Below are 26123 nucleotides of genomic sequence, written 5' to 3'. Positions count from 1 at the left end.
GGTCTCCTCAGAGTTTCAGCCGCTGGCCGTCGGGGTCGTAGAACACCGGCGATGTGACGCGGGCCCGGATCGTGCGCTCCGGCATCGGGATGTGGACGATTTCGCCCATGCGGTCATGGCCGCCGGCGACAAGCGCCATGGCGATCGGCCGCCCGAGCGCCGTCGAATCGTAGGACGAGGTCACGTGTCCGACCATCTTCATCGGAATCGACTGATGCGGGTCGAGCACGATCTGCGCCCCTTCCTCGAGGCGCGAATTGTCCTCGGTCAGCAGGCCGACCAGTTGCTTGCGCCCCTTGGCCACGAGATCGGGCCGCGCGAGCGAGCGCTTGCCGACGAAATCGGGCTTCTTCCTGCCGATGGCCCAGCCGATGCCGGCGTCTTCGGGCGTGACCGTGCCGTCGGTGTCCTGACCGATGATGATGTAACCCTTTTCGGCGCGCAGGACGTGCATGGTCTCGGTGCCATAGGGGCAGATGTTGTAGGGTCTGCCGGCCTCCAGCAGCGCCTCCCAAAGCTCGAGTCCGCGACTTGCCGGCACGTTCACCTCGAAGCCGAGTTCGCCGGTGAAACTGAGCCGGAACAGCCGCGCCGGGATCCCGGCCACCTTGCAATCGGCCACCGACATGTGCGGGAAGGCGTCATCGCCGATGTCGATCCCCTCGACCAGCGGTTCAAGCAGCTTGCGCGCATTGGGCCCGTTCAGCGCGATGGTCGCCCACTGTTCGGTGGTCGAGGTCAGCCACACGTCAAGATCGGGCCATTCGGTCTGAAGGTAGTCCTCCATCAGGTTCAGAACGCTCGCCGCGCCGCCGGTGGTGGTGGTGACGTGGAAGCGGTCCTCGGCCATGCGCCCGATCACCCCGTCGTCGCGGATATAGCCATCCTCGCCCAGCAAAAGCCCGTAACGGCAGCGGCCCGGCTGCAGCTTGGTCCAGGGGTTCGTGTACATGCGGTTCATGAACTCGGCCGCATCGGGGCCGTTCACCTCGATCTTGCCGAGCGTCGAGGCATCGAACATGCCAAGCGATTCGCGCGTCGCGCGGCATTCGCGGGCCACCGCCTGATCCATGGTTTCCCCGTCCTTCGGGAAATACCAGGCACGCCGCCACTGCGCCACCGGCTCGAACACGGCGCCGTTCCGTTCGGCCCAGGGGTCGATCGGGGTCTTGCGGGTCAGGATGAAGGTCTCGCCCCGCATGAAGCCGCAGAAGGCACCGAAACTGGTCGGTGTATAGGGCGGGCGAAAGGTGGTCAGCCCCACTTCGGGCGGCGATTTCGACAGCGCATCGGCGGCGATCATCAGCCCGTTGATGTTCGACATCTTGCCCTGATCGGTCGCCATCCCGTTCGTGGTATAGCGTTTCACATGCTCGATCGAGCGCATGCCCTCGCGCACGGCAAGGCGGATGTCCTTGGCGGTCACGTCGTTCTGATAGTCGATGAAGGCGCGCGCCTTGCCCGGGCTGCGATCGGTGGGAAGCTCTTTCTGCGCCTCGCCGGTGCCGGGGCGGTCGTTTTCCACCGTGAAGCTGCCGGCGGAACCTTCGAGCCCGATCGCCACGGCCGCGGCCGCGCCTGCGGCGCTGCCGTCCCGGATCGCCACGCCGTAGCCCCAGAGCCCGCGTCCGGCGCCGGCGATCTCGCAGGCTTCGGTCTTGCGGTCGGGCAGGAAGGTCTGGTGTTCGTCGTCCCAGACCAGACCGCCCCTGGTGTGCGAGAACAGATGCAGCGACGGGGTCCAGCCGCCCGACATCAGCAGGCAGTCGCAGGCGATGCTGCGCCCCGCGCCGACGCGCCCGTTCTGCACCGGGTTCACCCGCACGGATTTGATGCGCAGCCGCCCCGACGTGCTGGTCGCGGTGTGGCCGGTCAGAACCTCGATGCCGCGCTTGCGGGCACCGGCCAGCAGATCCTCGCGGATATCGCGGCGCAGATCGACGATGGCCGCGACCTTGCTGCCGCTGTCCGAAAGGTCGAAGGCCGCATACCAGGCGCTGTCATGGCTCGTGAGCACCGCCGGCCTGTCGCCGACGCGCACGCCGAAACGGTGCAGGTAGGTCTGGGCGCTGCCGGCCAGCATGACGCCGGGGCGGTCGTTGCCGTCGAACACCAGCGGCTTTTCCAGCGCGCCCTGCGCCAGCACCACATGTTTTGCCCGCACCCGCCACATGCGTTCGCGCGCGGACCCTGCGGGCGGGTTGTCGAGGTGGTCGGTCACACGCTCGCAAAGCCCGACCATGTTCTGGTGATAATAGCCGATCGCCGTGGTGCGGGTCATGATCTTCGCGCCAAGCTCGCGCAGCTCCGCGAGCCGCGCGGCGAGCCAGCCCCAGCTTTCCTCGCCGTTGATGCGCAGCGCCGGGTCCGAGAGCAGCGCGCCGCCCATCTCGGCGTTTTCATCAATGAGCGTGACCCGCGCCCCGGCTGTTGCCGCCGCATGGGCCGCGCTGATGCCCGCCGCACCGCCGCCGATCACCAGCACGTCGGTGTAAAGATAGCGCGAACCATAGCTGTCGGGGTCGGGCACCTCGGGCGATTTCCCAAGGCCCGCCGCCTGGCGGATGAAGGGCTCATAGACCTTGTCCCAGAAGCTTTTCGGCCACATGAAGGTCTTGTAGTAGAACCCGGCCGAGAACAGCATATAGGCGCTGTCGTTGACCGCGCCGACGTCGAAAGACAGGCTCGGCCATTTGTTCTGGCTTTCGGTCACGAGCCCCTCGCGCAGTTCCTGCATGGTCGTGCGCGTGTTCGGCTCGAAACGGCCGTTGCTTTTCGCGCCCCGGCTCGTGCCGATAAGCGCGTTCGGCTCGTCCGCACCGGCGCTGATGGCCCCGCGCGGACGATGATACTTGAACGACCGCCCCATGAGGTGCACCCCGTTCGCGAGCAGGGCCGAGGCGACCGTGTCGCCGCGCAGCCCGCGGTATTCACGCCCGTCAAAGCTGAACGAGACCGGCGCCGCGTGATCGACGCGCCCCTTTCCCTTGATGCGAAAACGGCTCATGTCCCGGCCTCCACGTCGCTCAGATCCGGGCGCGGCTCGCCCGCCTTGTAGGTCATCAGAAACTTGTCGCTCACCGTGTCGCGCACCGCGTTGAAGAACCGTGCGCAGCCATGGACATGGCGCCAGCGCTCGTAATGGGTGCCCCGCGCGTTGGTGCGGATGAAGAGAAAGTCGCGCCATTCCTCGTCCGTGAGCGTCGAGGGATCGGCGGGGCGGACGATATGGGCCTCGCCGGCATAGGCGAATTCGAGCTCGGGCAGAGTCTCGTCGCAATAGGGGCAATGGATCATCAGCATGGTGTCGTCCTCAGTGTGCCACGGCGGCGGCGGCGGCCTCGTCGATCAGCCGGCCGGTGGTGAAGCGCTCGAGCGTGAAGGGTGCGTTGATCGGGTGCGGTTCGTCTTTGGCGACGGTCCAGGCCAGCAGATGCGCGGCCCCCGGCGTCGCCTTGAACCCGCCCGTGCCCCAGCCGCAGTTGACATAGAGCCCCGGCACCGGGGTCTTGCCCAGGATCGCCGAGCGGTCGGGGGTGACATCGACGATGCCGCCCCATTTGCGCAGCATCCGCATGCGGTTGAAGATCGGGAACACCTCGCAGATGGCAGCGACGGTGTGTTCGATCAGGGGCAGCCCGCCGCGCTGGGAATAGCTGGTATACTGGTCGGTGCCGGACCCGATCACCAGTTCGCCCTTGTCGGACTGGCTGATATAGGCGTGCACCGTGTTCGACATCACCACGCAGGGGAAGATCGGCTTGACCGGTTCGCTGACCAGCGCCTGAAGCGGGAAGCTTTCCAGCGGCATCCTGACGCCCGCCGTATCCATCAGCACGCTGGTGTAGCCCGCGACCGAGACCGCGACCTTCTTCGCGCGGATGAAACCCCTGGCCGTTTCGACTCCCATCACAGCGCCGTTTGCGTCGCGCCGGATCGCCGTCACCGGGCAGTTCTGGATGATGTCCACGCCCCGCGACGCGGCCGACCGGGCATAGCCCCAGGCCACCGCGTCATGGCGCGCGGTGCCGGCGCGTTTCTGCAGCGCGGCCCCCATCACCGGATAGCGCGCATCGGGCGAGATGTTGAGCGGCGGGCAGTATTCCTTGGCTTCTTCCCTGGTCAGCCAGCGGTTGTCGACCCCGTTCAGCCGGTTCGAGTGGATATGGCGCTGGAACGACTGCACGTCGTTCACGTTATGCGCCAGCATCATCACGCCGCGGTTGGAATACATGACGTTGTAGTTCAGCTTCTGGCTCAGATCCTGCCAGAGGTCGAGCGCATGATCGTAAAGCCGCGAGCTTTCGTCATAAAGATAGTTCGAGCGGATGATGGTGGTGTTGCGCCCGGTGTTGCCGCCGCCGAGCCAGCCCTTTTCCAGCACCGCGACATTGGTGATGCCGTGTTCGGTCGCCAGGTAGTGCGCCGCGCCGAGCCCGTGCCCGCCGGCACCGACGATCACGACGTCATATTCGGCCTTGGGCTGGCTGTCCGGCCATTGCGGCTCCCAGTTCTTGTGGCCGGTCAGCGCGTTCTTGAGCAGCATCAGGGCGGAGAATCGAGTCATGGCGACGTCCTCGGCGGAAAATGGGGGTGTTGCCCATGGCAATAACACGGGTTAACGCTGCGATAACTGTAGGGTTGCGCCAGATTCGTGTTAGGATCGCGCCATGTCCGCGTTGACATCATCCACCGCGACTCCCCGGCTGCGTGTCGGGTTCGTCCTTGCCCGCCGGTTCACGCTCTCGGCCTTTGCAAATTTCGTCGATATGCTCCGCCTGGCCGCCGACGAGGGGGACCGGTCGCGCCCGATCCATTGCAGCTGGCGCGTGCTTTCGGTCACGCCCGAGCCGGTCCGGTCAAGCTGCGGCATCGCCGTCACGCCCGACGAGGCGCTGGGAGACCCCGAGCGGTTCGATTACATCGTCATCGTTGGCGGGCTGATCGACGAAATCGAACATCTCGCCCCGGAATACGCCGCATTCCTGCACCGCGCCGCCGCGGCCCGGGTGCCGCTGGTCGGGGTCTGCACCGGCGCCTTCATCCTGCACCGGGCGGGGCTCATGCAGGGGTATCGCTGCTGCGTGAGCTGGTTCCATCACGACGATTTCCTTGAACAGTTCGAGGGCATCCTGCCGGTGTCCGACCAGATTTACGTGGTGGACCGCGACCGGCTGACCTGTTCGGGGGGCGCGAGTTCGGCCCATCTCGCGGCGTTCCTGATCGACCGGCACATGGGGCGGGCGGTGGCGCAGAAAAGCCTGCATATCATGATCATCGACGAGGCCATGGCGGCGGACGATCCCCAGCCGGGCCTGCCGCTCGAACTCAAGACCCATGATCCGCTGGTGCGCCGCGCGCTGCTGATCCTGCAGCAGAGCATGGACGCCCCGCCGGGAGTCGGCGCCGTGGCCGAGCGGCTCGGGGTGAGCCGGCGCAAGCTCGAACGTCATTTCGCGGCGGCGCTCGGGATTTCCCCGGCCGAGGCCTTCCTGCGGGTGCGGCTGTCGCAGGTGCGGCTGCTGCTGGCCCGTTCGACCCGCACCATCGGCGAGATCGCGCTTCAGACCGGGTTTTGCGATGCGTCGCACCTGATCCGCGTGTTCCGCCAGCAGATGGGGGTCACGCCCGACACCTGGCGCAATTCGCTGGGCGACGTCCTGCCGGAATGACCCGTCCGAAATGACATCGCCCGCGCGGGGAGGGGCGCGGGCGATGCTGAAACGGCGGTGTGGGAGCGCTCAGTCCTTGAGCGGCTTGCCCGCCGTTTCCGTCGCCATCAGCATGGCGATCAGCGCGACCACAGCCGCCGCCACGAGATACCAGGCCGGCGCGAGCTTGCTGCCGGACAGCCCGATCAGCCAGGTCGCCATGAAGGGGGCGGTGCCGCCGAACAGGGCGTTCGCGCTGTTGAAGCTGAAGGCAAAGCCCGAGAACCGCACCTTGGTCGGGAAAAGCTCGGTCAGGAAGGTCGCGAGCGTTCCGTCATTGATGGTGAGCAAGGCGCCGAAGGCGATCTGGATCAGGATGACCATGGCGAAACCCATGCCGTCCAGCATTCGGAACAGCGGCACGGTCAGCAGGATGAACAGCACCGAGGCGGTAATCAGCGCCGTCTTGCGCCCGAAGATGTCCGAAAGCCGGCCCATCAGGAAGATCAGGAAGATATAGGTGATGAGCGAAACGCTGGTCGCAAGGGTCGAGACCGCGTGCTCCATGCCCAGTTCCTCGGACAGGTAGGTCGGCATGTAGCTGAGGATCAGGTAGAAGCCGACCGCGTTCAGGCAGGTCACGCCAAAGGCGATGATGACCTCGCGGCGATGGAAGGTGAACAGGTCGCGGATCGGGGTGCGTTCAACCTGCTGTTCGGCCTCGAGTTCGCGGAACTTCGGCGTATCCTCGAGCTTGAGCCGGATATAAAGCCCGACGATGCCGAGCGGGAAGGCCAGCAGGAAGGGCAGGCGCCAGCCGAAGGAATGCATCTGCGCATCGCTCAGCAGCCAGTAGAGCGCCGCCGACATGAGCGACCCCGCCAGCAGCCCGGTCGCGGTCGAGGCCGGAACCATGCTGGTGTAAAGCCCGCGTTTGTTCGGGGGCGAGTATTCCGAGATGAAAGCCGCCGCGCCCGCATATTCGCCCGAGGCGGAAAAGCCCTGGACGATGCGCAGCAGGAGCAGCAGGATCGGCGCCCAGATGCCGATGCTCTGATAGCTTGGCAGGAAGGCGATCAGCGTGGTCGCGCCCGACATGATGAGGATCGACCACGACAGCGCCGTGCGCCGCCCCAGCCGGTCGCCGATCAGCCCCCAGATGATGCCGCCGACCGGGCGCACCACGAAGGAGATGGCGAAAACCGCAAAGGTCGCCATCAGCGCCGCCTGCGGGTCGCGGTTGGGAAAGAACGCGACCGCGATCGCCGTGGCGAGATAGCCATAGGATGCGTAATCGAACCACTCGACGAAGTTGCCGAGGAAACTTGCGCCGAGAACTTTCTTCACGACGCCGGCCTGCACCTCTTCGGGGGCAGGAATATGGCCGGGGTCGGCGGTGGTGTTGGTCATGGAACCCTCCCGGGGTAAGGCGCGCCGGCTCCTCCTGCCGGCGCTGAACATGGAAATGCCGGCGGACGGGTGCCGCCGGCAGCGTCAGGTGGCCGGATCAAAAGCCGTTCCGAGCGCCGTGGAGATTCCCTCCACCGCGACCCGGAGCAGCAGTTCCCCGTATTCCGCCGTGGCCCGCCGTGCCGACGAAAGACAGCCCGAGGCGGGGGTGAGCTCGGGCTTGACGGGGAAATGGTCATAGGGCGGAAATTCCGCCGGCGGGTGGTCTTCGACCAGATCCATGTTCACCAGATGCGGGTGCAGGTGCAGCATGAGCGAGGTCTCGAGCACCCCGCCGTGTTCGACGGCCCAGCCGGGGAAATCGTCGGCATAGATCGCGCGGATGGTCGTTTCGTCGATGAAATCCCAGTAGGACAGGATCACGCAGCGGAAATCGTGGACCCCGCTCCAGCCGAGTTCGCGGATGGCGAGATCGACGCCCTCGGTCAGGAACATGGAATTTTCGTAATGCCCGTTCACCAGGGTGACGCGGCGCACCCCGTGGCGCGCAAGCTCGCGCAGGACGTCGCGCACCACGTTGATCATGGTGTTGCCGTCAAGGCTTGTCGTGCCCGGCAGGTGGTTGCCGCCGCCGCTCTGCTGTTGTGACTTGTAGCCGTATACCAGCGCCGGGGCGACCAGCCCGCCGATATTGGCGGCGACCCGTTCCGAGATCGCCGTCGGCAGCAGCACGTCGGGGTTCATGCTCATGTGCGGCCCGTGCTGTTCGAGTGCGCCGACAGGGATCAGCACCATGGCGCCATCCCTGACGCGCTGCGCGTATTCGGGCCAGGCCAGTTCGGATATGCGGGTCTTTTCCATTGCCAGAAACTCCGTTGGAAGCGGTGCGGGCGGCGGCGGGGGATGCGCGCCGCCCGCGGTCTTGCCGGTCAGGCGGCAGAGAGGCGCGTCTCGCGGCCCAGCCCGGCCACCAGCGTCAGGAACAGATAGCTGACCGCCGTGATCGCGATCGCCGGAAAGGCGGCGGTCGTGGTGGCCGCGATGTCGGTCAGCCCGTAGTTCAGCGTGTAGAAGGTGCCGAGCCCGATAATGGCCGAGATCCAGCCGGCCAGGTTCCAGTCGCCAAGGCGGCTGCGGGTGGTGCCGTCGGGGTTTTCCTCTGCATAGAGGTCGTCATCGCTCACGCGGCGCTTGCGGACCACGAAATAGTCGAGGACCACCAGCGTCCACATGGGCAGGAAGATGCCGCCGATGATGCCGAGGAAGAACTGGAAATAGCTGACGAACTGCTCGAAGGCGAGCGGGATGAAGCACATGATCAGTTGCAGGATGGCGATGAACAGCAGCATCCGGCGCGGCGAGGTCGGGCGCGCGGCCCCGATCAGCCCCATCCCGGCACCGTAAAGCACGGTCACGTTGGTGCTGACGGTGGCGAAGAACACCACGAGGAACGCCACCGTGCCAAGCCCGAGCGATGCGATGATCGAGCTCGGATCCGATGCGTTCGGGTCATAGATGCCGGTATCCAGCACCACGCCGATCACGCCGACCGCGCCGACCAGCATGAACCAGCCCTGTCCGAGATTGACACCGAGCCAGCTCCCGACGGTGGCGCCGCCGGGCCGCCTGGCGAAACGGCCGAAATCGCCGATCATCGCCCAGCCCCAGCAGAAGCCGAAGGCCAGATCGAAGTAGAAGGCGGTGCTGTGCTGGGCGGCGGGCATCTCGACGCTCATGATCTCGCGGATGTCCCAGTGCTGGAGCACCACGACTGTTTCCCAGATGCCGAGTATGATCAGCAGGACGACCGCGATCCATTCCAGGTACTTGATCGCATGATGGCCGATGACCACGATCACGCCCTGCGTGACCGCCGTGATCAGGATCCCGAGCATCAGCGGCCAGAGCGCGCCCTCCTGCCCGTAGGTCGGCCAGCCGAACATCTGCCCGAACACATAGGTGAGCGAAATCGCGGCGATGAAGGTGTTGATGCTGGGCCAGCCGATCATCCCGAAGAATTCGCCGATCCCGGCAAGCCGTGCCCCCTTCACCCCGAGCGCCGGAATGGTCGAGGTCACCGTCGAGGCCCCGTGGCGCCAGGCGATCCAGCCGACCATGGCCCAGGGGATCATCAGCAACGGCAGATAGATGAGGCTGTATCGCATGACGAACCCCATCCCGATCGCCGCGGCCATGCCGCCGAAGAACCAGGATCCCGTGTTCACGCCCGAACCGAACCAGGTCACGGTCAGGTCGAAGAACCCGTAGGTCCGGCCTTTCGCGGGAATTTTTGTTGTGCCGTATTCCATGAAACCAGCCTCCCTGCTGATTGCTTCCGGACCCGGGCTGCCTGCTGAAAGAAGCAGGACGCTGTCTGTGCTGGCCGTGCAGGTGCTCCCCCACCCGCAGCGGCAGCCTTTATGAAAAGGACGGGCGGCCATGGCCGCCCGTCCTTCGTGTCATTTCCTGACGATCAGATGATCGGGACCGTAGGGGAATCCGGTGATGTTGCGATTGCCCTTGTTGTTGTCATCGGTGATCACGAGGATATCGTGCTCGCGATAGCCACCGGCGCCCGGCTGGCCTTCGGGGATGGTGATCATCGGCTCCATCGAGATGACCATTCCGGGCTCCAGCACGGTTTCGCAGTCCTCGCGCAGTTCGAGCCCTGCCTCGCGTCCGTAGTAGTGGCAGAGCACACCAAAGCTGTGGCCGTAGCCGAAGCTGCGATATTGCAGCAGATCGTGCTTGGCGTAGATCTCGTTCAGTTCCTTGGCGATGTCCGAGCACTTGTTGCCGGGAACCAGCAGCTCCTTGCCGCGGTCATGCACTTCGCAGTTGATGTTCCACAGGCGGATATGCTCGTCGCTGGCCTCTTCGGCGAAAAGCGTGCGCTCGAGCGCCACATAATAGCCGGCGGCCATCGGAAAGCAGTTCAGCGACAGGATATCGCCGCGCTCGATCTTGCGCGAGGTGACGGGGTTGTGCGCGCCATCGGTGTTGATGCCCGACTGGAACCAGGTCCAGGTATCCATGAGTTCGCCATGGGGCCAGGTTCTGGCGATTTCGCGCACCATGGTCTGGGTCGAATGCAGGGCGACCTCATGTTCCGGTACACCGACCGCGATCGCCTCGACGCAGGCGGCGCCGCCCAGGTCGGCGATCCGCGTCATCTCGGTGATATGGGCGATTTCCTCGGGCGACTTGATGAACCGCTGGCGCATGGAGGCGGCGGCGATGTCCACGAATTCGACGCCGGGGAATTCCTTTTTCAGCAGGTCCATCGTGTCGAGGTTGATGTGATCGAACTCGATCCCGATGCGCTTGGCGCCGCCGACAAGCTGGCGCACCGCATAGAAGTAGTTGTCCTTCTGCCAGTCGGTATAGGTGATGTTGTCGCCGAAGGTGCGCCGCCAAGGCTGGCCGCCGTCGATGCCGGCGCTGATCGAGGTCGCCTTGTCGTGGTCGATCACGAGACCGTAGCGGCGGCCGAAATAGCAGTAGAGGAAGTCGGAATAATAGTTAACGCAATGATAGGAAGTAAACAGCGCCGCGTCGATATTTTCCTGTGCCATATAGGCGCGGATCGCATCCTGACGCCGCTGCATCTCGGCGGCCGAGAAGGTCGGCTTCACTTTTTCGCCGTTGCCGACGTAGTTCTGAAGTCTTTCACGCTCGCTCATGACGGGCTCCTCCGATGGTTGCCGATGAAGAATGTGGGTTGACTGACCTTGGGTCAAACGATGATAAATCATCCGATGCTTTAGTTTTTCTCATGGGGAGAGCCGTGTCCCAGACCCCTCTGAACGCCTTGCGGGCCTTCGAGGCCGTCGCGCGTCACGGCAGTTTCCGGGCCGCCTCCGAGGCGCTCTTCGTCACGCAATCGGCTGTCAGCCATCAGATTCGTCATCTGGAGGAATGGTTCGGAGTGCCGCTTTTCGACCGCAGCGGCGGCCGGCCGAAACTGCAGCCCTGGGGCGAGACGCTCGCGCGCGAACTCACGCTGGCGTTCGACGACATCGAGACCGCCTGCCGGCGCACGCGGCGGCAGGCGCGCCCCGATGCGCTGGTCGTGGCGGCGATTCCCTCGGTTGCGGTCTGCTGGCTGATTCCCCGCCTGCCGCGGTTCCACGGGCTGCATCCCGATGTCCAGTTGCGGGTGGTCTATGCCCATCACGGCCAGCAGATCGACTTCAACATGGTCGATCTCGCGCTGGTCTTTTCCGATGTGAAACCGGGCGGGCTGGGGTTGCGGGCGGGGCAGTTCCTGTCGGGAACCAGCTTTCCGGTGTGCAGCCCCGCGATCCTGAAGGAATCGTCGGCGCCGCTTTCGACCGAGCAGTTTCTCGAGATCGGCCTTTTGCACGACACCGACCTGTCGGGCTGGCAGCTCTGGTTCGAGCGCGCCGGCCTGCCGCTGCCGGAGCGCCTTCCCGGGCCGGTGTTCGAGGATTTCAACCTCCTGCGCGCGGCGGCGCTGGCGGGGCAGGGCGTGGCGCTCTGCCCGCCGGCGATGATCGCGCCCGACCTGGCCGAGGGGCGGCTCGTGCGCCTTTCGGACATTTCGGTGCTGGAGAACTTCGACTATTACCTGATCCAGTCCGACCGCCACCCGGATCGCGAGATCTGTGCCGAGGCCCGTGATGTTTTCGTGCACTGGCTTGACGAGGAACGACGCGCGCCCGCCCCGGTCCAGCGCTGAAAACGCGCCCGGCGAAGGAAGGGCTTGCAGAACGCGCCCGCCGGATGCAATCACGCCCCATGCTGAAGCGGCTTTCCGGACTGGACGAATTTCGCGCGCGCCTTGCCGATGCGCCGGGCCCCGATCTTTCGGCGCGCGCAGGAGCCGCCGACCGCAACCGCGAACTGACCAAGCCGCCGGGTGCGCTCGGGCGGCTCGAGGATCTGGCGATCTGGTATGCGGGCTGGCGCGGCTCGGCCCGGCCGGACATCCGCGCGCCGCAGATCCTCGTGTTCGCGGGCAATCACGGCGTCTGCGCCCGGGGCGTTTCGGCCTTTCCGCCGGAGGTGACGGAGCAGATGGTTGCGAATTTCCGCGCCCGCGGTGCCGCGATCAATCAGCTTGCCGCGCTGGCCGGGGCGCAGATGGATATTCATGCGCTCGAACTCGACCGGCCGACCGATGATTTCACGCAAGGCCCGGCGATGAGCGACGCCGACTGCCTGGCCGCGCTGAACGCCGGCTGGGAGGCGGTCGATCCCGGTGCCGACCTGCTGGTCGCGGGCGAGATGGGCATCGGGAACACCACAGCCGCCGCGGCGATCTGCCATGCGCTGCTGGGCGGTGAGGCCGGTGACTGGACCGGGCGCGGCACCGGGGTCGATGACGCGGGGCTTGCGATCAAGACGCGGGTGGTGGCCGAGGGTGTCGCGCGCCACCGGGACGGGCTGCGCGACGGGCTCGACGTTCTGGCCCGGCTCGGCGGGCGCGAAATCGCGGCCACGGCGGGGGCGATCGGCGCCGCGCGGCAGTTGCGGATTCCGGTGCTGCTCGACGGGTTCATCTGCTGCTCGGCCGCGCTTTGCCTGCTGCGCACCGAGGCGGCGGCGCTGGACCACGCGCTTGCCGGCCACGAAAGCGCCGAGACCGGACATGCGGCGCTTCTGCAGGCGCTGGGGAAGAAACCGCTGCTGGCGCTCGGCCTGCGGCTGGGCGAGGGGTCGGGAGCGGCGCTTGCGATCCAGATCCTGCGCGGGGCGCTGGCGTGCCATTCGCACATGGCGACCTTTGCCGAGGCCGGAGTGAGCACGGGCTGAGGCGGTTCAGGCGGATTCGGGGGCCGGTTCGGGCGGTGTCTCGGGCGGCGGGGCCTTTCCCCGCACCTGATTGAGCAACTCGGTCTCCAGTTCCTGCTGCAGGGCGCGCATGCGTTCGATATAGGCGGTGTTCTGCGTCGCCGGGATGTCGGGGTTCCAGACCTCGGCAAGCTGCTGCAGCGCATGACGGTCGTGAGCCGAAAAGGTGCGGGCGGCCGTTGCGGCCTCGAATTCGGTCAGGCCCACGTTTTCAAGCACATAGCGCCCGGCCCGCAGGGAGGAATCGAACATCTCGCGGACGATGTCATTGGCGCCGGCCCGGTAAAGCTCATAGGCGTGCGAGCGGTCATAGGCGCGGGCGATGATATGCAGGTCGGGCCGCTGGCGCCGCGCATAGGTGACAAGACGGGTGATCTTTTCGCGCCCGTCCATGGCCGCGACCAGCACCCGCGCCCGGGCAAGCCCCGCGGCATCCAGCAGTTCGGGGCGCGTCGGATCGCCGAGGAATCCCTTGAAGCCGAAGCGGCGCATCAGCTGGATCTTGTCCATGTCGCTGTCGAGCACCACGGTGCGGAAGCCGCTTGCGCGCACCAGCCGGTTCACGATCTGGCCGAAACGGCCAACCCCGGCGATGATGACCGCGGCCTGAAAGTCGATGGTGTCGGGGGGCAGTTCACGCTTCGGGTCGGTGATCCGGGCCGACACCACGTTGTAAAGGATGAACAGAAGCGGCGTGATCAGCATGCTGAGTGTGATGATCATCAGCATTTCATCCGCGAGCCGGTCGGAAAACACCCCGACCTGTCCGGCAAAGGCGACCAGCACGAAGCCGAATTCCCCCGCCTGCGCCAGCGACAGGCTGAACAGCCAGCGGTCGCGCCCCTTGAGCCCCGAAAGCCGCCCGAGCAGATAAAGCACACTTCCCTTGACGAGGATCACCAGCAGGGCGAGTTCGACCAGGTTGTCGGCTTCCTGGAAAAAGGCATTGAAATTCATTCCCGCGCCGACGGTGATGAAGAACAGCCCGAGCAGCAGCCCCTTGAACGGGTTCAGGTCGCTTTCCAGTTCATGGCGGAATTCCGTATTGGCCAGCACCACCCCGGCCAGAAATGCCCCGAGCGCCGGGGAAAGCCCGACCAGCGTCATCAGGAACGATATCGCCACCACGATCAGCAGCGCCAGCGCGGTATACATCTCGCGCAGGTTGGCGGCGTGGATATAGCGAAACAGGGGCCGCGTGAGGTAGATGCCGGAAAGGATCACCGCCCCGATCGCCCCGGCGGTGATCAGCGTCACCTCCCAGCCGGGCAGCCCGTCCACGATCGAGAACGCCTTTTCCTGTGCCTCGGCGGCGATCTGCTCGGGCGAGGCGGACCGCGCGCCGACCGCAAGCAGCGGCATCAGTGCAAGGATCGGGATCACCGCCAGATCCTGCATCAGCAGCACCGCGAAGATGGATCGCCCGCCCCGGGTCTGGATCAGCCCCTTTTCCGAAAGCGTCTGGAGCACGATCGCGGTCGAGGAAAGCGCCAGCGTCAGCCCGATCGCAAGCCCGGTCTGCCACGGCTGGCCAAGCAGCATCGCCGCGCCCATGAGCACGAGCGCGGTCAGCAGAACCTGCGCACCGCCAAGGCCGAACATGCGCCGGCGCATGCTCCAGAGCGCGAGCGGCTCGATCTCGAGCCCGATCAGGAACAGCATCATCACCACGCCGAATTCGGCGATATGCTGCAACTCTTCGGTTTCCGCGCCGACCAGCCCGAGCACCGGACCGATGATGATGCCTGCTGCCAGGTAGCCGAGCACCGAGCCGAGCCCCAATCGTGCCGCAAAGGGCACCGCGATGACCGCCGCCGCCAGGTAGATCGAAGCCTGATAGAGAAAGATTTCCACGCGGCGCCGGTCTCCGATCAGCCCGGCCGGAGGCCGCGGCGCCCGGGCGGCGCCGGGTTGTCAGCACCGGCGCGGGGCGGCCCGGACGGAAGGGGGGCGAGCATGCCGGCCGCCGGTCGGCCGGAAATCAGGCGCTGGCCGGTTCGCATGGCTGGGCGGTCTTCCGGGGTGTGATCGTGTTCGTGACCGCGTCCGCGCTCAAAATGATGCCGTGATCCGCAGCGGCTCTGCCGGCGGCTGTCTCTCGGAAAGGGGAGTGCGGGCGCAACGCCTCCGTCAGGCATGGGGAACTTTCCAGTGGATCGTCAACAGAATAACGAGCAGGATACCCATGTAAAACACTAAATCCGCCCCGGTCGGGGCCGCGTGGGAAATGGAGGAGTCCCGCCGCCGACGGGACAAACCCGGCGGTCGCTTGCCGTTGCTTGCCCTCCGGGTAAGTGTCCGGTGCCCGACCCGGTATCCGCGGATGACCCCGGCCGGACGGCATGGCTTTACGTCAGCACTCCAGATGCGCCGCGACGATGTCGGCGCGCCGCGCGGTATCTGCGCGTGGCAGCTCCATGATGTCGTATCCGAGCGCGGCATAGGTCGCGCGCATCGCCGCGCAGGTCGCTTCGGCCTCGGCGCGGCTCTGCTTGCGCTCGGCGTCCTGCGTGAAGATGTCGTCCCAATAGGGTGCCAGGAAAACGCGGCGGTTGTAGCGGGCCGTTTCGGCGGCTGCGGCGAGTTGCGGCGGAACCGGAAGTCGGCAGAGCGTCAGGTAGCCGAGGATGTCGGGAACGCCCCGGTCGAAGATCACCGGCCCTGTGCGGGTCTGCGCAGTGCGATAGGCGTCCAGGTCGCGCTGCAGCATCCTCTCGGCAAAGGCGGTGCGATCAGCCCAGGGCAGGGCGCTGCCGCCCCGGCGCATTTCGTCCTGAATGATCGCGCGGCCGGATTCGGGGATCGTGTGGAAGCCGCGGCGGGCGAGTTCCTCGATGAGGCTGGTCTTGCCGGCACCGGGGCCGCCCGTCACGACGAAGAAACGGTCGCTCATGGGCCTTCCTCGGGTCTGACAGGGGGCTGCGCGGCCGTCAGGCGCGCCTGAAGCGCGGACCGCAGCAGCATGAACCGTCACAGGAAAAACAGCACCCGGCTGTGCGTTTCAAAGATTGGCAAAGATCACGATGACCGGTCACCGCCTCGCCCGGGGCTTGCCCGGGCCGCGCCCGACCCTCCCCCCGGGAGGGCGCATGGGCGCCGTTCTGCATCGAACCAACGGTTTGCGCACGATACGGTCACTCTCAGCATTGATGCCACGAGCGCCCTCCCAAGGTCGGGCGCGGCCCTCAAGGCCTTGCTCCGAACGCCCGCTTCGGCACAAATTGCCTAGTCAGAGGCAAATCCTCTGGCAAGAGCGGCAAATCTGCCCGGCGCTTTTCAGATGCGGATTGGTGGAGCCTAGGGGGATCGAACCCCTGACCTCTTGCATGCCATGCAAGCGCTCTCCCAGCTGAGCTAAGGCCCCCTTGTCCGTGCCGTTCTCTAAGGGCTCCCCCGGGCGGGATCAAGAGGAAAAACCGCTTTCCGCCCCTGTCCCCCGTCCGCGCGGGCGTATCGGCTTATTCGTCGTCTTCCTTGGCGACATCGGCGATGTCGTCGAGCGAAACATCGTCATCGTCTTCTTCGAGCAGGTCGTCGTCCAGATCGACGGTGACGTTGTCCTCGTCCTCGTCGTCCAGAACCGCGCCGTCCTCGTCGTCGGTGTCCCGCTTGCGGGATTTCAGCGTGGCGGCGTCTTCGGCGTCGGCGGCGATCATGCGGCCCTTTGTCAGGTCCAGTTCCACCACCTCGCCGGTATAGGGGCTGACGATCGGATCGCGGTTCAGATCGTAGGACCGCTTGCCGGTGGTCGGGCAAACGCGTTTGACGCCCCATTCTTCCTTGGGCATGGGAATCCTCTCGATCATGCTTGAGTCGTGTCGATGATTGCGGTCAGGTGCCACAGGAGATTGGGACTGTCAAAGCCTTTGACAAGCGCAGGAGCGCACATGGAACAACACTCTCTGCCGGGCTCTCCGCCGGTGCCGATCACCCTGCGCCGTTCGGCCCGGGCAAGGCGCATCACGCTACGGGTTTCGCGGATCGACGGGCGGGTGACCCTGACCCTGCCGTTGCGCGCGCCAAAGGCCGATGCGCTCGATTTCGCCCGCAGCCGCGAGGACTGGATCCGGCGCAGCCTTGCGCGGCGGCCCGGTCTTGTCCAGGTCGCGATCGGGGTCGAAATCCCTGTTGAAGGAGTAATGCACCGGATCGTGCCAGGCACCGGCCGGGGCGTGGTGCCGGGGGTCGGGCAGATCGCCGTTCCCGAAGCAGCGGCGCCGGCGCGGCTCCAGGCTTGGCTGCGGGAACGGGCGCGCGAGCGGCTGACCGCGGCCGCGGACCATTATGCGGCGGCGCTGGGGCGGCCCTATGGGCGGATCACGCTGCGCGACACGCGCTCGCGCTGGGGATCCTGTTCGTGGCAGGGCGCGCTGATGTTCTCCTGGCGGCTCGTCTTCGCCCCGCCCGGGGTTCTGCGCTATGTCGCGGCGCATGAGGTCGCGCATCTGGCGCATATGGATCACTCGCGCGCCTTCTGGGCCGCGGTCGAGCGCATCCACGGCCCCTGGGCCCATATGCGCGACTGGCTGCGCGTGAACGGGCACGAGTTGCACCGCTACCGTTTCGAGCCGCCATCATGAACGATGACGGCGCGGCAGGCCCGGTGCGGGGCGCGGAAGGCCGGCTCGCCGCGCATGAGCGCGTCTATCGCAATCTGCGCGCGGCGATCATGTGGGGCGAGATGGAGCCCGGCCAGGGGTTCACCCTGCGCGGCATCGGCCGGCGATACAGGGTGTCGATGACTCCCGCGCGCGAGGCCGTGCGCCGGCTTGCGGCAGAAGGCGCGCTCACGCTTTCGGCCTCGGGGCGGATTTCGACGCCCGCGCCCGGCGCCGAGCGGATCGAGGAGCTTGCCGCGCTCCGTGCCCTGATCGAGGTCGAACTGGCGAGCCGGGCGTTGCCGCGCGCCCATCTCGCGCTGATCGACCGGATGATCGCGATCGACCAGACCGTTGCCGATGCGGCGCGGCGCCGCGATGCGGTCGGCTTCACCCGCAGCAACCTCGAGTTCCACCGCACGCTCTATCTGCGCGCGCAGGCGCCGGCCATGCTGGCCGTGGCCGAGACGGTCTGGCTGCAGCTCGGCCCCAGCATGCGCGCGCTTTACGAGCGCCTGCGCCGCAACGATGCGCCGCGCTATCATCGCCATATCGTCGCCGCGCTGAAAGCGGGGGACGAGCCGGGGCTGCGCCTTGCGGTGCGGGCCGACGTGATCCAGGGGCTGCGGATGCTGACCGGGTGACACAGGCCCCGTGGGGGCGGGGCGGCGAACGGGGGGACGTGCCGTGCGGCGCAACGCAACAGGGCGCCCCGCGGGGCGCCCTTGCTGCCGGAAGCCGGCATTCCGAAACATCTGATCTGTCTGCGGAAATCTGGAGCGGGCGATGAGATTCGAACTCACGACCCTTACCTTGGCAAGGTAATGCTCTACCCCTGAGCTACGCCCGCGCTCCTTATGTGCCGTCAGATATAAACAAGCGCCGCGAACCGCAAGTGGAAAATTCAGTCCCGTGGCGGGGCGTCGGTTTTCCACCGGTGATACGGCCGCGGCGCCGTCTGGTTCACGCCTTTTCGCTGTCCTTGCCGGCGCCCGTGGTGGTGTCGAGCTCGACCAGCAGATCCTTGGCGTCGATCTGGGTGCCGGGGCTCACATGGACGGCCCGGACCGTTCCCGCGGCCTCGGCGTGCAGGCCGGTTTCCATCTTCATGGCCTCGATGGTCAGCAGAAGCTGTCCTTCCATGACCTCCTGCCCGGCGGCCACCGCGACCGTGGCGACGACACCCGGCATGGGCGCGCCGATATGGCCCGGGTTGTTCGGATCGGCCTTGGGCTGGGCAGCCGCCGTTGCCTTCACCTTGTGGTCGGCGACACGAATCACCCGCGGCTGGCCGTTCAGTTCGAAGAACACGCGGACTTCGCCGTTCTCGTCGGTCTCGCCCAGCGCCTGGTAGCGGATTTCCAGCGTCTTTCCGGGGTCGATCTCGGCCGAAATCTCCTGGCCCGGGTCCATCCCGTAGAAGAAGGCGCGGGTCGGCAGGCTGCGCACCGGACCATATTGCTCGTGCCGCTCCATGTAGTCGACGAACACCTTCGGATACATGATGTAGCCGTTCAGATCCTCGTCGTCAATCTCCTGCCCGCCCAGCTTTTCGCTGGCTTCGGCGCGCAGGGCCTCCAGGTTAGCCGGCTGCAGGTGCTTGCCGGGGCGGTCGGTATTGGGCTTTTCACCCTTGAGCACCCGCTTGACGATCATTTCGGGGAAACCACCCGGCGGCTGGCCGAGATTGCCGCGCATCATGTCGATGACCGAATCGGGGAAGGAGACATCCACCTTGGGATCCTCGATCTGCTCGCGCGTCAGCCCCTGGCTCACCATCATCAGCGCCATGTCGCCGACGACTTTCGAGCTCGGCGTGACCTTCACGATATCGCCGAACATCTGGTTCACGTCCGCATAGGTGCGGGCGATCTCGGGCCAGCGTTCCTCGAGCCCGAGGCTGCGCGCCTGCGCCTTGAGGTTGGTGAACTGGCCGCCCGGCATCTCGTGCAGGTAGACCTCGGAAGAGGGCGACTGCAGCCCGGTCTCAAAGGCGGCATACTGGCCGCGCACCGCTTCCCAGTAGTCCGAGATCTCGCGGATCGCGGTGATGTCGAGCCCGGTGTCGCGGTCGGTGTGGCGCAGGGCCTCGACCAGCGAGCCGAGCGTCGGCTGCGCGGTGTTGCCCGAGAGCGCGTCCATGGCGCAATCGACCGCATCGACCCCCGCTTCGGCGGCGGCGAGATAGGTCGCGATGCCGACCCCGGCAGTATCGTGCATGTGCAGATGGATCGGCAGGCCGACCTCTTCCTTCAGGGTGCGGATCAGCACCTTGGCGGCATGGGGCTTCAGCAGCCCGGCCATGTCCTTCAGGCCGAGGATATGGGCCCCTGCCTCGCGCAGTTCGCGGCCGCGCGCGACGTAGTATTTCAGGTCATACTTGGCGCGGTCGGGATCGAGCACGTCGCCGGTATAGCACACCGCCCCCTCGAGCAGCTTGTTCTGTTCCAGCACCGCATCCATGGCGACGCGCATGTTCTCGACCCAGTTCAGGCTGTCGAAGACGCGGAACAGGTCGATGCCGCTGGTGGCCGCCTGGCGCACGAATTCCTGCACCACGTTGTCGGGATAGTTGGTGTAGCCGACCGCGTTGCTGCCGCGCAGCAGCATCTGGGTCATCAGGTTCGGCATCGCCTCGCGCAGGTCGCGCAGGCGCTGCCACGGACATTCCTGGAGGAAGCGATAGGCCACGTCGAAAGTGGCGCCGCCCCAGCACTCCATCGAGAACAGGTTGGGCAGGTTCGCCGCATAGGCGGGGGCCACCCGGATCATGTCGATGCTGCGCATCCGCGTCGCCAGCAGCGACTGGTGCGCATCGCGCATGGAGGTGTCGGTGACCAGAACCTGGCGCTGCGCCGACATCCAGTCTGCGACCGCCTGCGGCCCCTTCTGTTCAAGCAGGTTGCGCGTGCCCATCTGCGGCTCGCCCCGCTGTGCGGGCGGGCGCGGCTCGGCCACCTCCGAACAGGGCCGCACGCGGCCCTTGGTTTCGGGGTGGCCGTTCACGATGATGTCGGCGAGATAGTTCAGCACCTTGGTGCCGCGGTCCTTGCGGGCCGAGAACTGGAACAGCTCGGGCGTCTCGTCGATGAACTTGGTGGTGTATTCGTTGCTGAGGAAGGTCGGGTGCTTCAGCAGGTTCTCGACAAAGGCGATGTTGGTCGACACCCCGCGGATGCGGAACTCGCGCAGCGCGCGGTCCATGCGGGCGATCGCCATCTCGGGGGTCGGCGCCCAGGCGGTGACCTTGGTCAGCAGGCTGTCGTAATAGCGCGTGATCACGCCGCCGGCATAGGCGGTGCCGCCATCAAGGCGGATCCCCATGCCGGTCGCGCTGCGATAGGCGGTCAGGCGGCCGTAATCGGGAATGAAGTTGTTCTGCGGATCCTCGGTGGTGACGCGGGTCTGCAGCGCGTGGCCGTTCAGCCGGATGTCGGCCTGGGACGCCTTGCCGGTCGCCTCGGCGAGGGTCTTGCCCTCGGCGATCAGGATCTGGGCGCGCACGATGTCGATGCCGGTCACTTCCTCGGTGACGGTATGTTCGACCTGGACGCGGGGGTTCACCTCGATGAAGTGGAACGTGCCGGTGTCCATGTCCATCAGGAACTCGACCGTGCCGGCGCATTCGTAATTCACCGCGGCGCAGATCTTGCGGCCAAGTTCGCAGACCTCGGCGCGCTGTTCTTCGGTCAGGTAGGGGGCCGGGGCGCGCTCGACCACCTTCTGGTTGCGGCGCTGCACCGAGCAGTCGCGCTCAAACAGGTGATAGATGTTGCCCTGGCGGTCGCCGAGGATCTGAACCTCGACGTGGCGGGCGCGGGTGATCATCTTTTCAAGATAGCCCTCGCCGTTGCCGAAGGCGGCCTCGGCCTCGCGCCGGCCCTCCCGGACCTTGGTCTCGAGTTCGGATTCGTCCATGATCGGCCGCATCCCGCGGCCGCCGCCGCCCCAGGACGCCTTGAGCATCAGGGGATAGCCGATCTCGGCCGCCTGGGCGCGAATCAGGTCCATGTCGTCGCCCAGAACCTCGGTCGCCGGGATCACCGGCACACCGGCCTCGATCGCCACGCGCCGGGCGCTGGCCTTGTCGCCAAGGGCGCGCATGGTTTCGGCGCGGGGGCCGATGAAGGTGATTCCGTTCTTGGCGCAGGCATCCACGAATTCGGGGTTTTCCGACAACAGCCCGTAACCCGGGTGGATCGCGTCGGCGCCGCTTTCCTTGGCGACGCGGATCACCTCGGGAATCGACAGATAGGCGGCCACGGGGCCGAGTCCCTCGCCGATGCGATAGGCTTCGTCCGCCTTGAAGCGGTGCAGCCCCAGCTTGTCTTCCTCGGCATAGACCGCGACGGTGCGCTTGCCCATCTCGTTGACGGCCCGCATGACGCGGATGGCGATCTCGCCGCGGTTGGCGATCAGGATTTTCTTGAATTCTGGCATGAATGCTCCCCCAGGATTTGGCAGGGTTCTAGGATGTTTGGGAGATGACGTAAATCGCCCGTCGGCCGGCAGCAAGTTGTTTACGGCAGTTCCGCGGTGAAAACAACAATCTTGCGCAGGGCCGGAATCCGGTTGATTTAAAATGGAAAAACCCGAAAGGCCGAAACACGGGGCCGGCGGGGAACGGCGCGGGAATATGCCATGGCGGCGGAACATAGGCCGAACACGTCTTTCCTTCGGCGGTCCGGCATATTAGGTTCCCGACCATGGTGGACAAGACAGACGATTCCGCAGACAGCAGGGGCCTGCCGCTCTCCGCCCGGGCCATGGGCGCGCGGGCCGCGCCCTATCTTGACCAGCTGAACCCGGCGCAGCGCGAGGCGGTCGAGACGCTCGAGGGGCCGGTGCTGATGCTCGCGGGGGCCGGTACGGGAAAGACCCGCGCCCTGACCGCGCGCATCGTGCATCTGCTGAACACCGGGGGCGCGCGTCCCGGTGAAATCCTGGCCGTGACCTTCACCAACAAGGCCGCGCGCGAGATGAAGGAGCGCGTCGCCGAGATGCTGGGCCACGGTGTCGAGGGCATGCCCTGGCTCGGGACGTTTCACGCGATCTGTGTCCGGCTGCTGCGGCGTCATGCGGAACTCGTCGGGCTGAAGCCGAATTTCACGATCCTCGATACCGATGACCAGCTGCGCCTGCTGCGCCAGCTGGTGCAGGCGGCGGGGTTCGACGAAAAGCGCTGGCCCGCGCGGCATCTGGCCGGGATCATCGACGCGTGGAAGAACCGCGCCTGCACGCCGGACAAGGTGCCCGCCGCCGATGCCGGCGCCTTCAACCGGCACGGGCCCGAACTCTATGCGCAGTATCAGGCGCGCCTGCGCGAACTGAACGCAGTCGATTTCGGTGACCTGCTGCTGCACATGGTGACGATCTTTCAGACCCATGAGGATCTGCTCGAACAGTATCGCCGCCGGTTCCGCTATATACTGGTGGACGAATATCAGGACACCAACATCGCGCAGTATCTCTGGCTGCGCCTGCTGGCGGGGGGGCATCACAACATCTGCTGCGTCGGTGACGACGACCAGTCCATCTATGGCTGGCGCGGCGCCGAGGTGGGCAACATCCTGCGGTTCGAAAAGGATTTCCCGGGTGCGAGGGTGGTGCGGCTCGAACAGAACTACCGCAGCACGCCGCATATCCTCGCCGCCGCGAGCGCGGTCATCGCCGGCAACCAGTCCCGGCTTGGCAAGACGCTCTGGACCGAACTCGACTCGGGCGAGCGGCTGCGTCTGATCGGCCATTGGGACGGCGAGGAGGAGGCGCGCTGGATCGGCGAGGAAATCGAATCGATGCAGGGCGGCACCCGCGGGATGCGTCCCTTCGACCTTGACGAGATCGCCATTCTCGTGCGGGCAAGCCACCAGATGCGCGCCTTCGAGGATCGTTTCCTGACCACCGGTCTGCCATATCGCGTGATCGGCGGCCCGCGCTTCTACGAGCGGCTCGAGATCCGCGATGCCATGGCCTATTTCCGCATCGTCATGAGCCCGGCGGACGACCTTGCCTTCGAGCGGATCGTGAACACCCCGAAGCGCGGGCTGGGCGACAAGGCCCGGCAGGTGATCCGCGGCATCGCCCGCGAGCACAACGTGCCGCTGCTCGAGGGCGCGCGCATCGCGGTCGAACAGGGCATGATCAAGGGCAAGGGCAGCGCGGCGCTCGGGCGGCTCGCGGCCGATATTGCCCGCTGGGGGCGCATGGCCGGAGAGGGGGAGCCCGGGCATATGGAGCTTGCCGGCATCATCCTCGACGAATCCGGCTATACGGAGATGTGGCAGAACGACAAGTCGCCGGATGCGCCGGGGCGGCTCGAGAACCTCAAGGAACTGGTGAACCAGCTTGATGCCTTCGAAAACCTGCAGGGCTTTCTGGAACATGTGAGTCTGGTCATGGACAACGACCAGAACGACGGCGCCGCGCGGGTCTCGATCATGACGCTGCACGCGGCCAAGGGGCTCGAATTTCCGGCGGTGTTCCTGCCGGGCTGGGAGGACGGGCTGTTTCCGAGCCAGCGCAGCATGGACGAAAGCGGCATTCCCGGGCTCGAGGAAGAGCGCCGCCTTGCCTATGTCGGCATCACCCGGGCGCGCGAACTTTGCACCATCAGCTTTGCCGGCAATCGCCGCGTCTTCGGACAGTGGCAGTCGTCCATGCCCTCGCGCTTCATCGACGAACTGCCCGAGGCCCATGTGGAGGTGCTGACACCGCCCGGGCTTTACGGAGGCCACGGGGTCGGGGCCGGGCACACCGCTCCGGCGCAGGAGCATGACCTGGACGATCGCGCGGCGCAGGCCGATGGGTACAACTCGCCCGGCTGGCGGCGCCTGCAGCAGCGCCTGCAGGTGCGTGGCGGCGCCGATGCTCCGGGGGCACGGCAGGTGCTCGACCTCGAGGCCGCGGGGAGCTTCGTCGTCGGGCAGCGGGTGTTTCACCAGAAGTTCGGCTATGGCCCGATCACCGCGATCGAGGGCGACAAGCTCTCGGTCGATTTCGAGAAGGCGGGGCCGAAGAAGGTCGTCGCGCGGTATGTGAGCGCAGGCGAGGACGTGCCGTTCTAGACGGCGGCGCCGTTCCGGGCCCTGTCATGCGCGGTTGCGGAACATTCCGGCGCGCATGACGGAACGACAAACCCGGAAACCGATAAACCGGAACAGGAAACAAAAAACGGCAGCGCCCGGGAGAAAGGCGCTGCCGTCTTCCATGGGCAGACCGGCGGCAGGGAGAAGTTCCGCGGAATGCCCTCGTGTCGGCTTGTGGACCTGTCATGCCGGTCCGGCGGATTTGGCGGCAGCATCCGGGAGGGTGGATGCTGCCGCTTGTGAACCGCCCTGCGATTGGGAGGAGGACAGGGTCGGCTCTCCGCGTCATCCGGCAATGGATAGGGAGGGAGGAACCCTTGCCGGATGTGTTCTATCTGTTGTCCTGTCGGCGCCCGGGCGCCGCATCAGGGTCATGAGCGCGGTTTCGCGCGGGGTCCGGGGCGGGGCGTTCGGAACGCCGCGCTCACCCCGGGGGTTCGCTCAGCGGCGGCCGTAGGCGGCCTGGTAGGCCACGCTCTTGATCGAGGAGCGCTGGAGCCCCAGGTCGTGCAGCGCGCGATCGTCCAGTTCGGCAAGCGCATTCAGCGTCTGCCGGTAGCGGCCGATGCGGCCAAGCCATTGCATCACGCCCCGGAACGGGTTTGCCGAGCGATCGGAATTGCCGCGGGCACCGATGGCGGAGAAGGTTGCATCGCTCATTTTAGACACCTCTTCATTATTCGTTGCGGCTTCGTTGTGTCCGATAGATAGCGATTTGCTGCATCTGCACAATAGACGGAAAGGCAATGCCGCTATGCAGCAAGTGCATGGTTGCAATAAACTTTCCCCAGCGGCATCAAATTTTCCTGGGAGTTTCACCCGCCGCTGTGCCGCGGTTCTCTTGCGTCGCCCGGGTCGGGAAGGGCCGGTCCGCCGCGCAGCCCGGGCGGGCGGCCCGACGGGAGTGCTTTCCGCCCCGAAGGGGTGGAAGCGCATGGCGATCCATGGGACGGGCGGTTCGGCATGGGAAAGCATGGCCCGGATTCGTATCACGGTCGTAAAAATCCTCGAATCGTCTCCCGGATCCCCGATTCGAGCCGAAAAGCCGGATGGCGCTGCGGGGTCAAATCAGGAACAAACTCGAAGCAAGAGGAATAAAGAAAAAATTTTCGACCTTTCACGGAAAGTCACAGTTCTGTGTTAACGATCACAATATATAGCAATCTCCTTTGTGCGCCTTACTAAAGCCTGCGACGATACTGTTGCATAATGATCAATATGTTGAGTTATCCACAGAGGGTTAACAACATCCAGTAGCAGGTACCGTGAAAAAACAGTTGCGTACCATGAAATCCCGTGCCATTCCTTGGTCCATCGGATGAGGGCGACAGCACACGGGGACGCAGTACCCCGGACCAAACGACAAGAAAAACAAGGTTTCATACAGGCAAACGGCTTCATCAGATCAAAGAGATCCGGCGCGCGAGCGAGCAGACATCCCCCCAGGTGGCGCGCGCAGTCGGACACCCGCAAAGCGGGACGAGGGCGGCGGGTTGATCAGTGGCAGCGGATCAACCCGCCGTTTCCGCCTTCAAGGGGCGGGTTTGATGCGGGGGCGGAGG

General features: G+C 65.9%; 18 protein-coding genes and 2 tRNA genes. 6 read left to right on the top strand and 14 right to left on the bottom strand.

Annotated elements, in window-relative coordinates; all coding sequences use genetic code 11:
• Positions 1-7 precede the first annotated feature (7 nt).
• The 3 genes from B0B01_RS03470 to B0B01_RS03460 are packed head-to-tail and all read right to left on the bottom strand — an operon-like array spanning position 8 to position 4567.
• Entirely contained in the window at positions 8-3007 is a 3000-nt protein-coding gene (locus B0B01_RS03470; RefSeq protein ID WP_076647435.1) for a sarcosine oxidase subunit alpha, read from the bottom strand.
• Positions 3004-3303, bottom strand: a complete 300-nt coding sequence (locus B0B01_RS03465) for a sarcosine oxidase subunit delta (protein WP_076647432.1) — start codon at positions 3301-3303, stop codon at positions 3004-3006. The genes B0B01_RS03470 and B0B01_RS03465 overlap by 4 nt, the downstream gene beginning before the upstream one ends.
• A 10-nt stretch (positions 3304-3313) precedes the next feature.
• Complete coding sequence (locus tag B0B01_RS03460) at positions 3314-4567, bottom strand: sarcosine oxidase subunit beta family protein (RefSeq protein ID WP_076647429.1); 1254 nt, start codon at positions 4565-4567, stop codon at positions 3314-3316.
• 103 nt (positions 4568-4670) lie between these two features.
• On the opposite strand from B0B01_RS03460, the gene B0B01_RS03455 reads away from it, so the two are divergent.
• The gene (locus B0B01_RS03455) at positions 4671-5672 is read left to right on the top strand and encodes a GlxA family transcriptional regulator (RefSeq protein WP_076647426.1); all 1002 of its coding nucleotides are present in this window, start codon (positions 4671-4673) and stop codon (positions 5670-5672) included.
• Between the two features lie 69 nt (positions 5673-5741).
• Here the strand turns inward: B0B01_RS03455 and B0B01_RS03450 are convergent, their stop codons facing one another.
• The 4 genes from B0B01_RS03450 to B0B01_RS03435 all read right to left on the bottom strand — a co-directional run bounded on the left by B0B01_RS03450 (position 5742) and on the right by B0B01_RS03435 (position 10744).
• Positions 5742-7061 (bottom strand): MFS transporter, encoded by a 1320-nt coding sequence (locus B0B01_RS03450; protein ID WP_076647421.1) that lies wholly within the window; start codon positions 7059-7061, stop codon positions 5742-5744.
• 84 nt (positions 7062-7145) lie between these two features.
• Positions 7146-7922: a creatininase gene (locus B0B01_RS03445; RefSeq protein WP_076647418.1), complete on the bottom strand. Its 777-nt coding sequence runs from the start codon at positions 7920-7922 to the stop codon at positions 7146-7148.
• A 68-nt stretch (positions 7923-7990) separates the two neighbouring features.
• Positions 7991-9370 carry a purine-cytosine permease family protein gene (locus tag B0B01_RS03440; RefSeq protein ID WP_076647415.1) on the bottom strand — a complete coding sequence of 460 codons (1380 nt, stop codon included), beginning with the start codon at positions 9368-9370 and terminating at the stop codon, positions 7991-7993.
• Between the two features lie 150 nt (positions 9371-9520).
• On the bottom strand, positions 9521-10744 hold the full coding sequence (locus tag B0B01_RS03435; RefSeq protein ID WP_076647412.1) for an aminopeptidase P family protein: 1224 nt from the start codon (positions 10742-10744) through the stop codon (positions 9521-9523).
• 104 nt (positions 10745-10848) lie between these two features.
• On the opposite strand from B0B01_RS03435, the gene B0B01_RS03430 reads away from it, so the two are divergent.
• Entirely contained in the window at positions 10849-11763 is a 915-nt protein-coding gene (locus tag B0B01_RS03430; protein WP_076650032.1) for a LysR family transcriptional regulator, read from the top strand.
• A gap of 59 nt (positions 11764-11822) precedes the next feature.
• Positions 11823-12839 carry a nicotinate-nucleotide--dimethylbenzimidazole phosphoribosyltransferase gene (gene cobT / locus B0B01_RS03425; RefSeq protein ID WP_076647409.1) on the top strand — a complete coding sequence of 339 codons (1017 nt, stop codon included), beginning with the start codon at positions 11823-11825 and terminating at the stop codon, positions 12837-12839.
• A gap of 6 nt (positions 12840-12845) precedes the next feature.
• On the opposite strand, the gene B0B01_RS03420 is transcribed toward cobT, so the two are convergent.
• The 4 genes from B0B01_RS03420 to B0B01_RS03405 all read right to left on the bottom strand — a co-directional run bounded on the left by B0B01_RS03420 (position 12846) and on the right by B0B01_RS03405 (position 16666).
• Complete coding sequence (locus B0B01_RS03420) at positions 12846-14732, bottom strand: monovalent cation:proton antiporter-2 (CPA2) family protein (protein ID WP_076647406.1); 1887 nt, start codon at positions 14730-14732, stop codon at positions 12846-12848.
• Between the two features lie 499 nt (positions 14733-15231).
• On the bottom strand, positions 15232-15771 hold the full coding sequence (locus tag B0B01_RS03415; RefSeq protein ID WP_076647404.1) for an AAA family ATPase: 540 nt from the start codon (positions 15769-15771) through the stop codon (positions 15232-15234).
• Positions 15772-16166: 395 nt separating this feature from the next.
• A tRNA-Ala gene (locus B0B01_RS03410) sits at positions 16167-16242 on the bottom strand.
• A gap of 94 nt (positions 16243-16336) precedes the next feature.
• Positions 16337-16666 (bottom strand): TIGR02300 family protein, encoded by a 330-nt coding sequence (locus tag B0B01_RS03405; RefSeq protein ID WP_076647401.1) that lies wholly within the window; start codon positions 16664-16666, stop codon positions 16337-16339.
• 99 nt (positions 16667-16765) lie between these two features.
• On the opposite strand from B0B01_RS03405, the gene B0B01_RS03400 reads away from it, so the two are divergent.
• Both B0B01_RS03400 and B0B01_RS03395 read left to right on the top strand, forming a co-directional pair.
• Entirely contained in the window at positions 16766-17458 is a 693-nt protein-coding gene (locus B0B01_RS03400) for a M48 family metallopeptidase (RefSeq protein WP_076647398.1), read from the top strand.
• Positions 17455-18120, top strand: a complete 666-nt coding sequence (locus tag B0B01_RS03395) for a GntR family transcriptional regulator (RefSeq protein ID WP_076647395.1) — start codon at positions 17455-17457, stop codon at positions 18118-18120. The genes B0B01_RS03400 and B0B01_RS03395 overlap by 4 nt, the downstream gene beginning before the upstream one ends.
• 131 nt (positions 18121-18251) lie before the next feature.
• On the opposite strand, the gene B0B01_RS03390 is transcribed toward B0B01_RS03395, so the two are convergent.
• Positions 18252-18326 (bottom strand) — tRNA-Gly (locus B0B01_RS03390).
• A 113-nt stretch (positions 18327-18439) separates the two neighbouring features.
• Positions 18440-21916 (bottom strand): pyruvate carboxylase, encoded by a 3477-nt coding sequence (locus B0B01_RS03385; RefSeq protein WP_076647392.1) that lies wholly within the window; start codon positions 21914-21916, stop codon positions 18440-18442.
• 266 nt (positions 21917-22182) lie between these two features.
• Between B0B01_RS03385 and B0B01_RS03380 the strand changes: the two genes are divergently transcribed.
• Positions 22183-24540, top strand: coding sequence for an ATP-dependent helicase (locus tag B0B01_RS03380; RefSeq protein ID WP_076647387.1), 2358 nt, complete (start codon positions 22183-22185; stop codon positions 24538-24540).
• Positions 24541-25002: 462 nt separating this feature from the next.
• On the opposite strand, the gene B0B01_RS03375 is transcribed toward B0B01_RS03380, so the two are convergent.
• Positions 25003-25221, bottom strand: coding sequence for a DUF1127 domain-containing protein (locus tag B0B01_RS03375; RefSeq protein WP_076647384.1), 219 nt, complete (start codon positions 25219-25221; stop codon positions 25003-25005).
• Positions 25222-26123: the final 902 nt, after the last annotated feature.

The organism is Pontibaca methylaminivorans (assembly GCF_900156525.1).
Classification (GTDB): Bacteria; Pseudomonadota; Alphaproteobacteria; order Rhodobacterales; family Rhodobacteraceae; genus Pontibaca; species Pontibaca methylaminivorans.
This window is presented reverse-complemented; position numbering and strand designations above follow the sequence as displayed.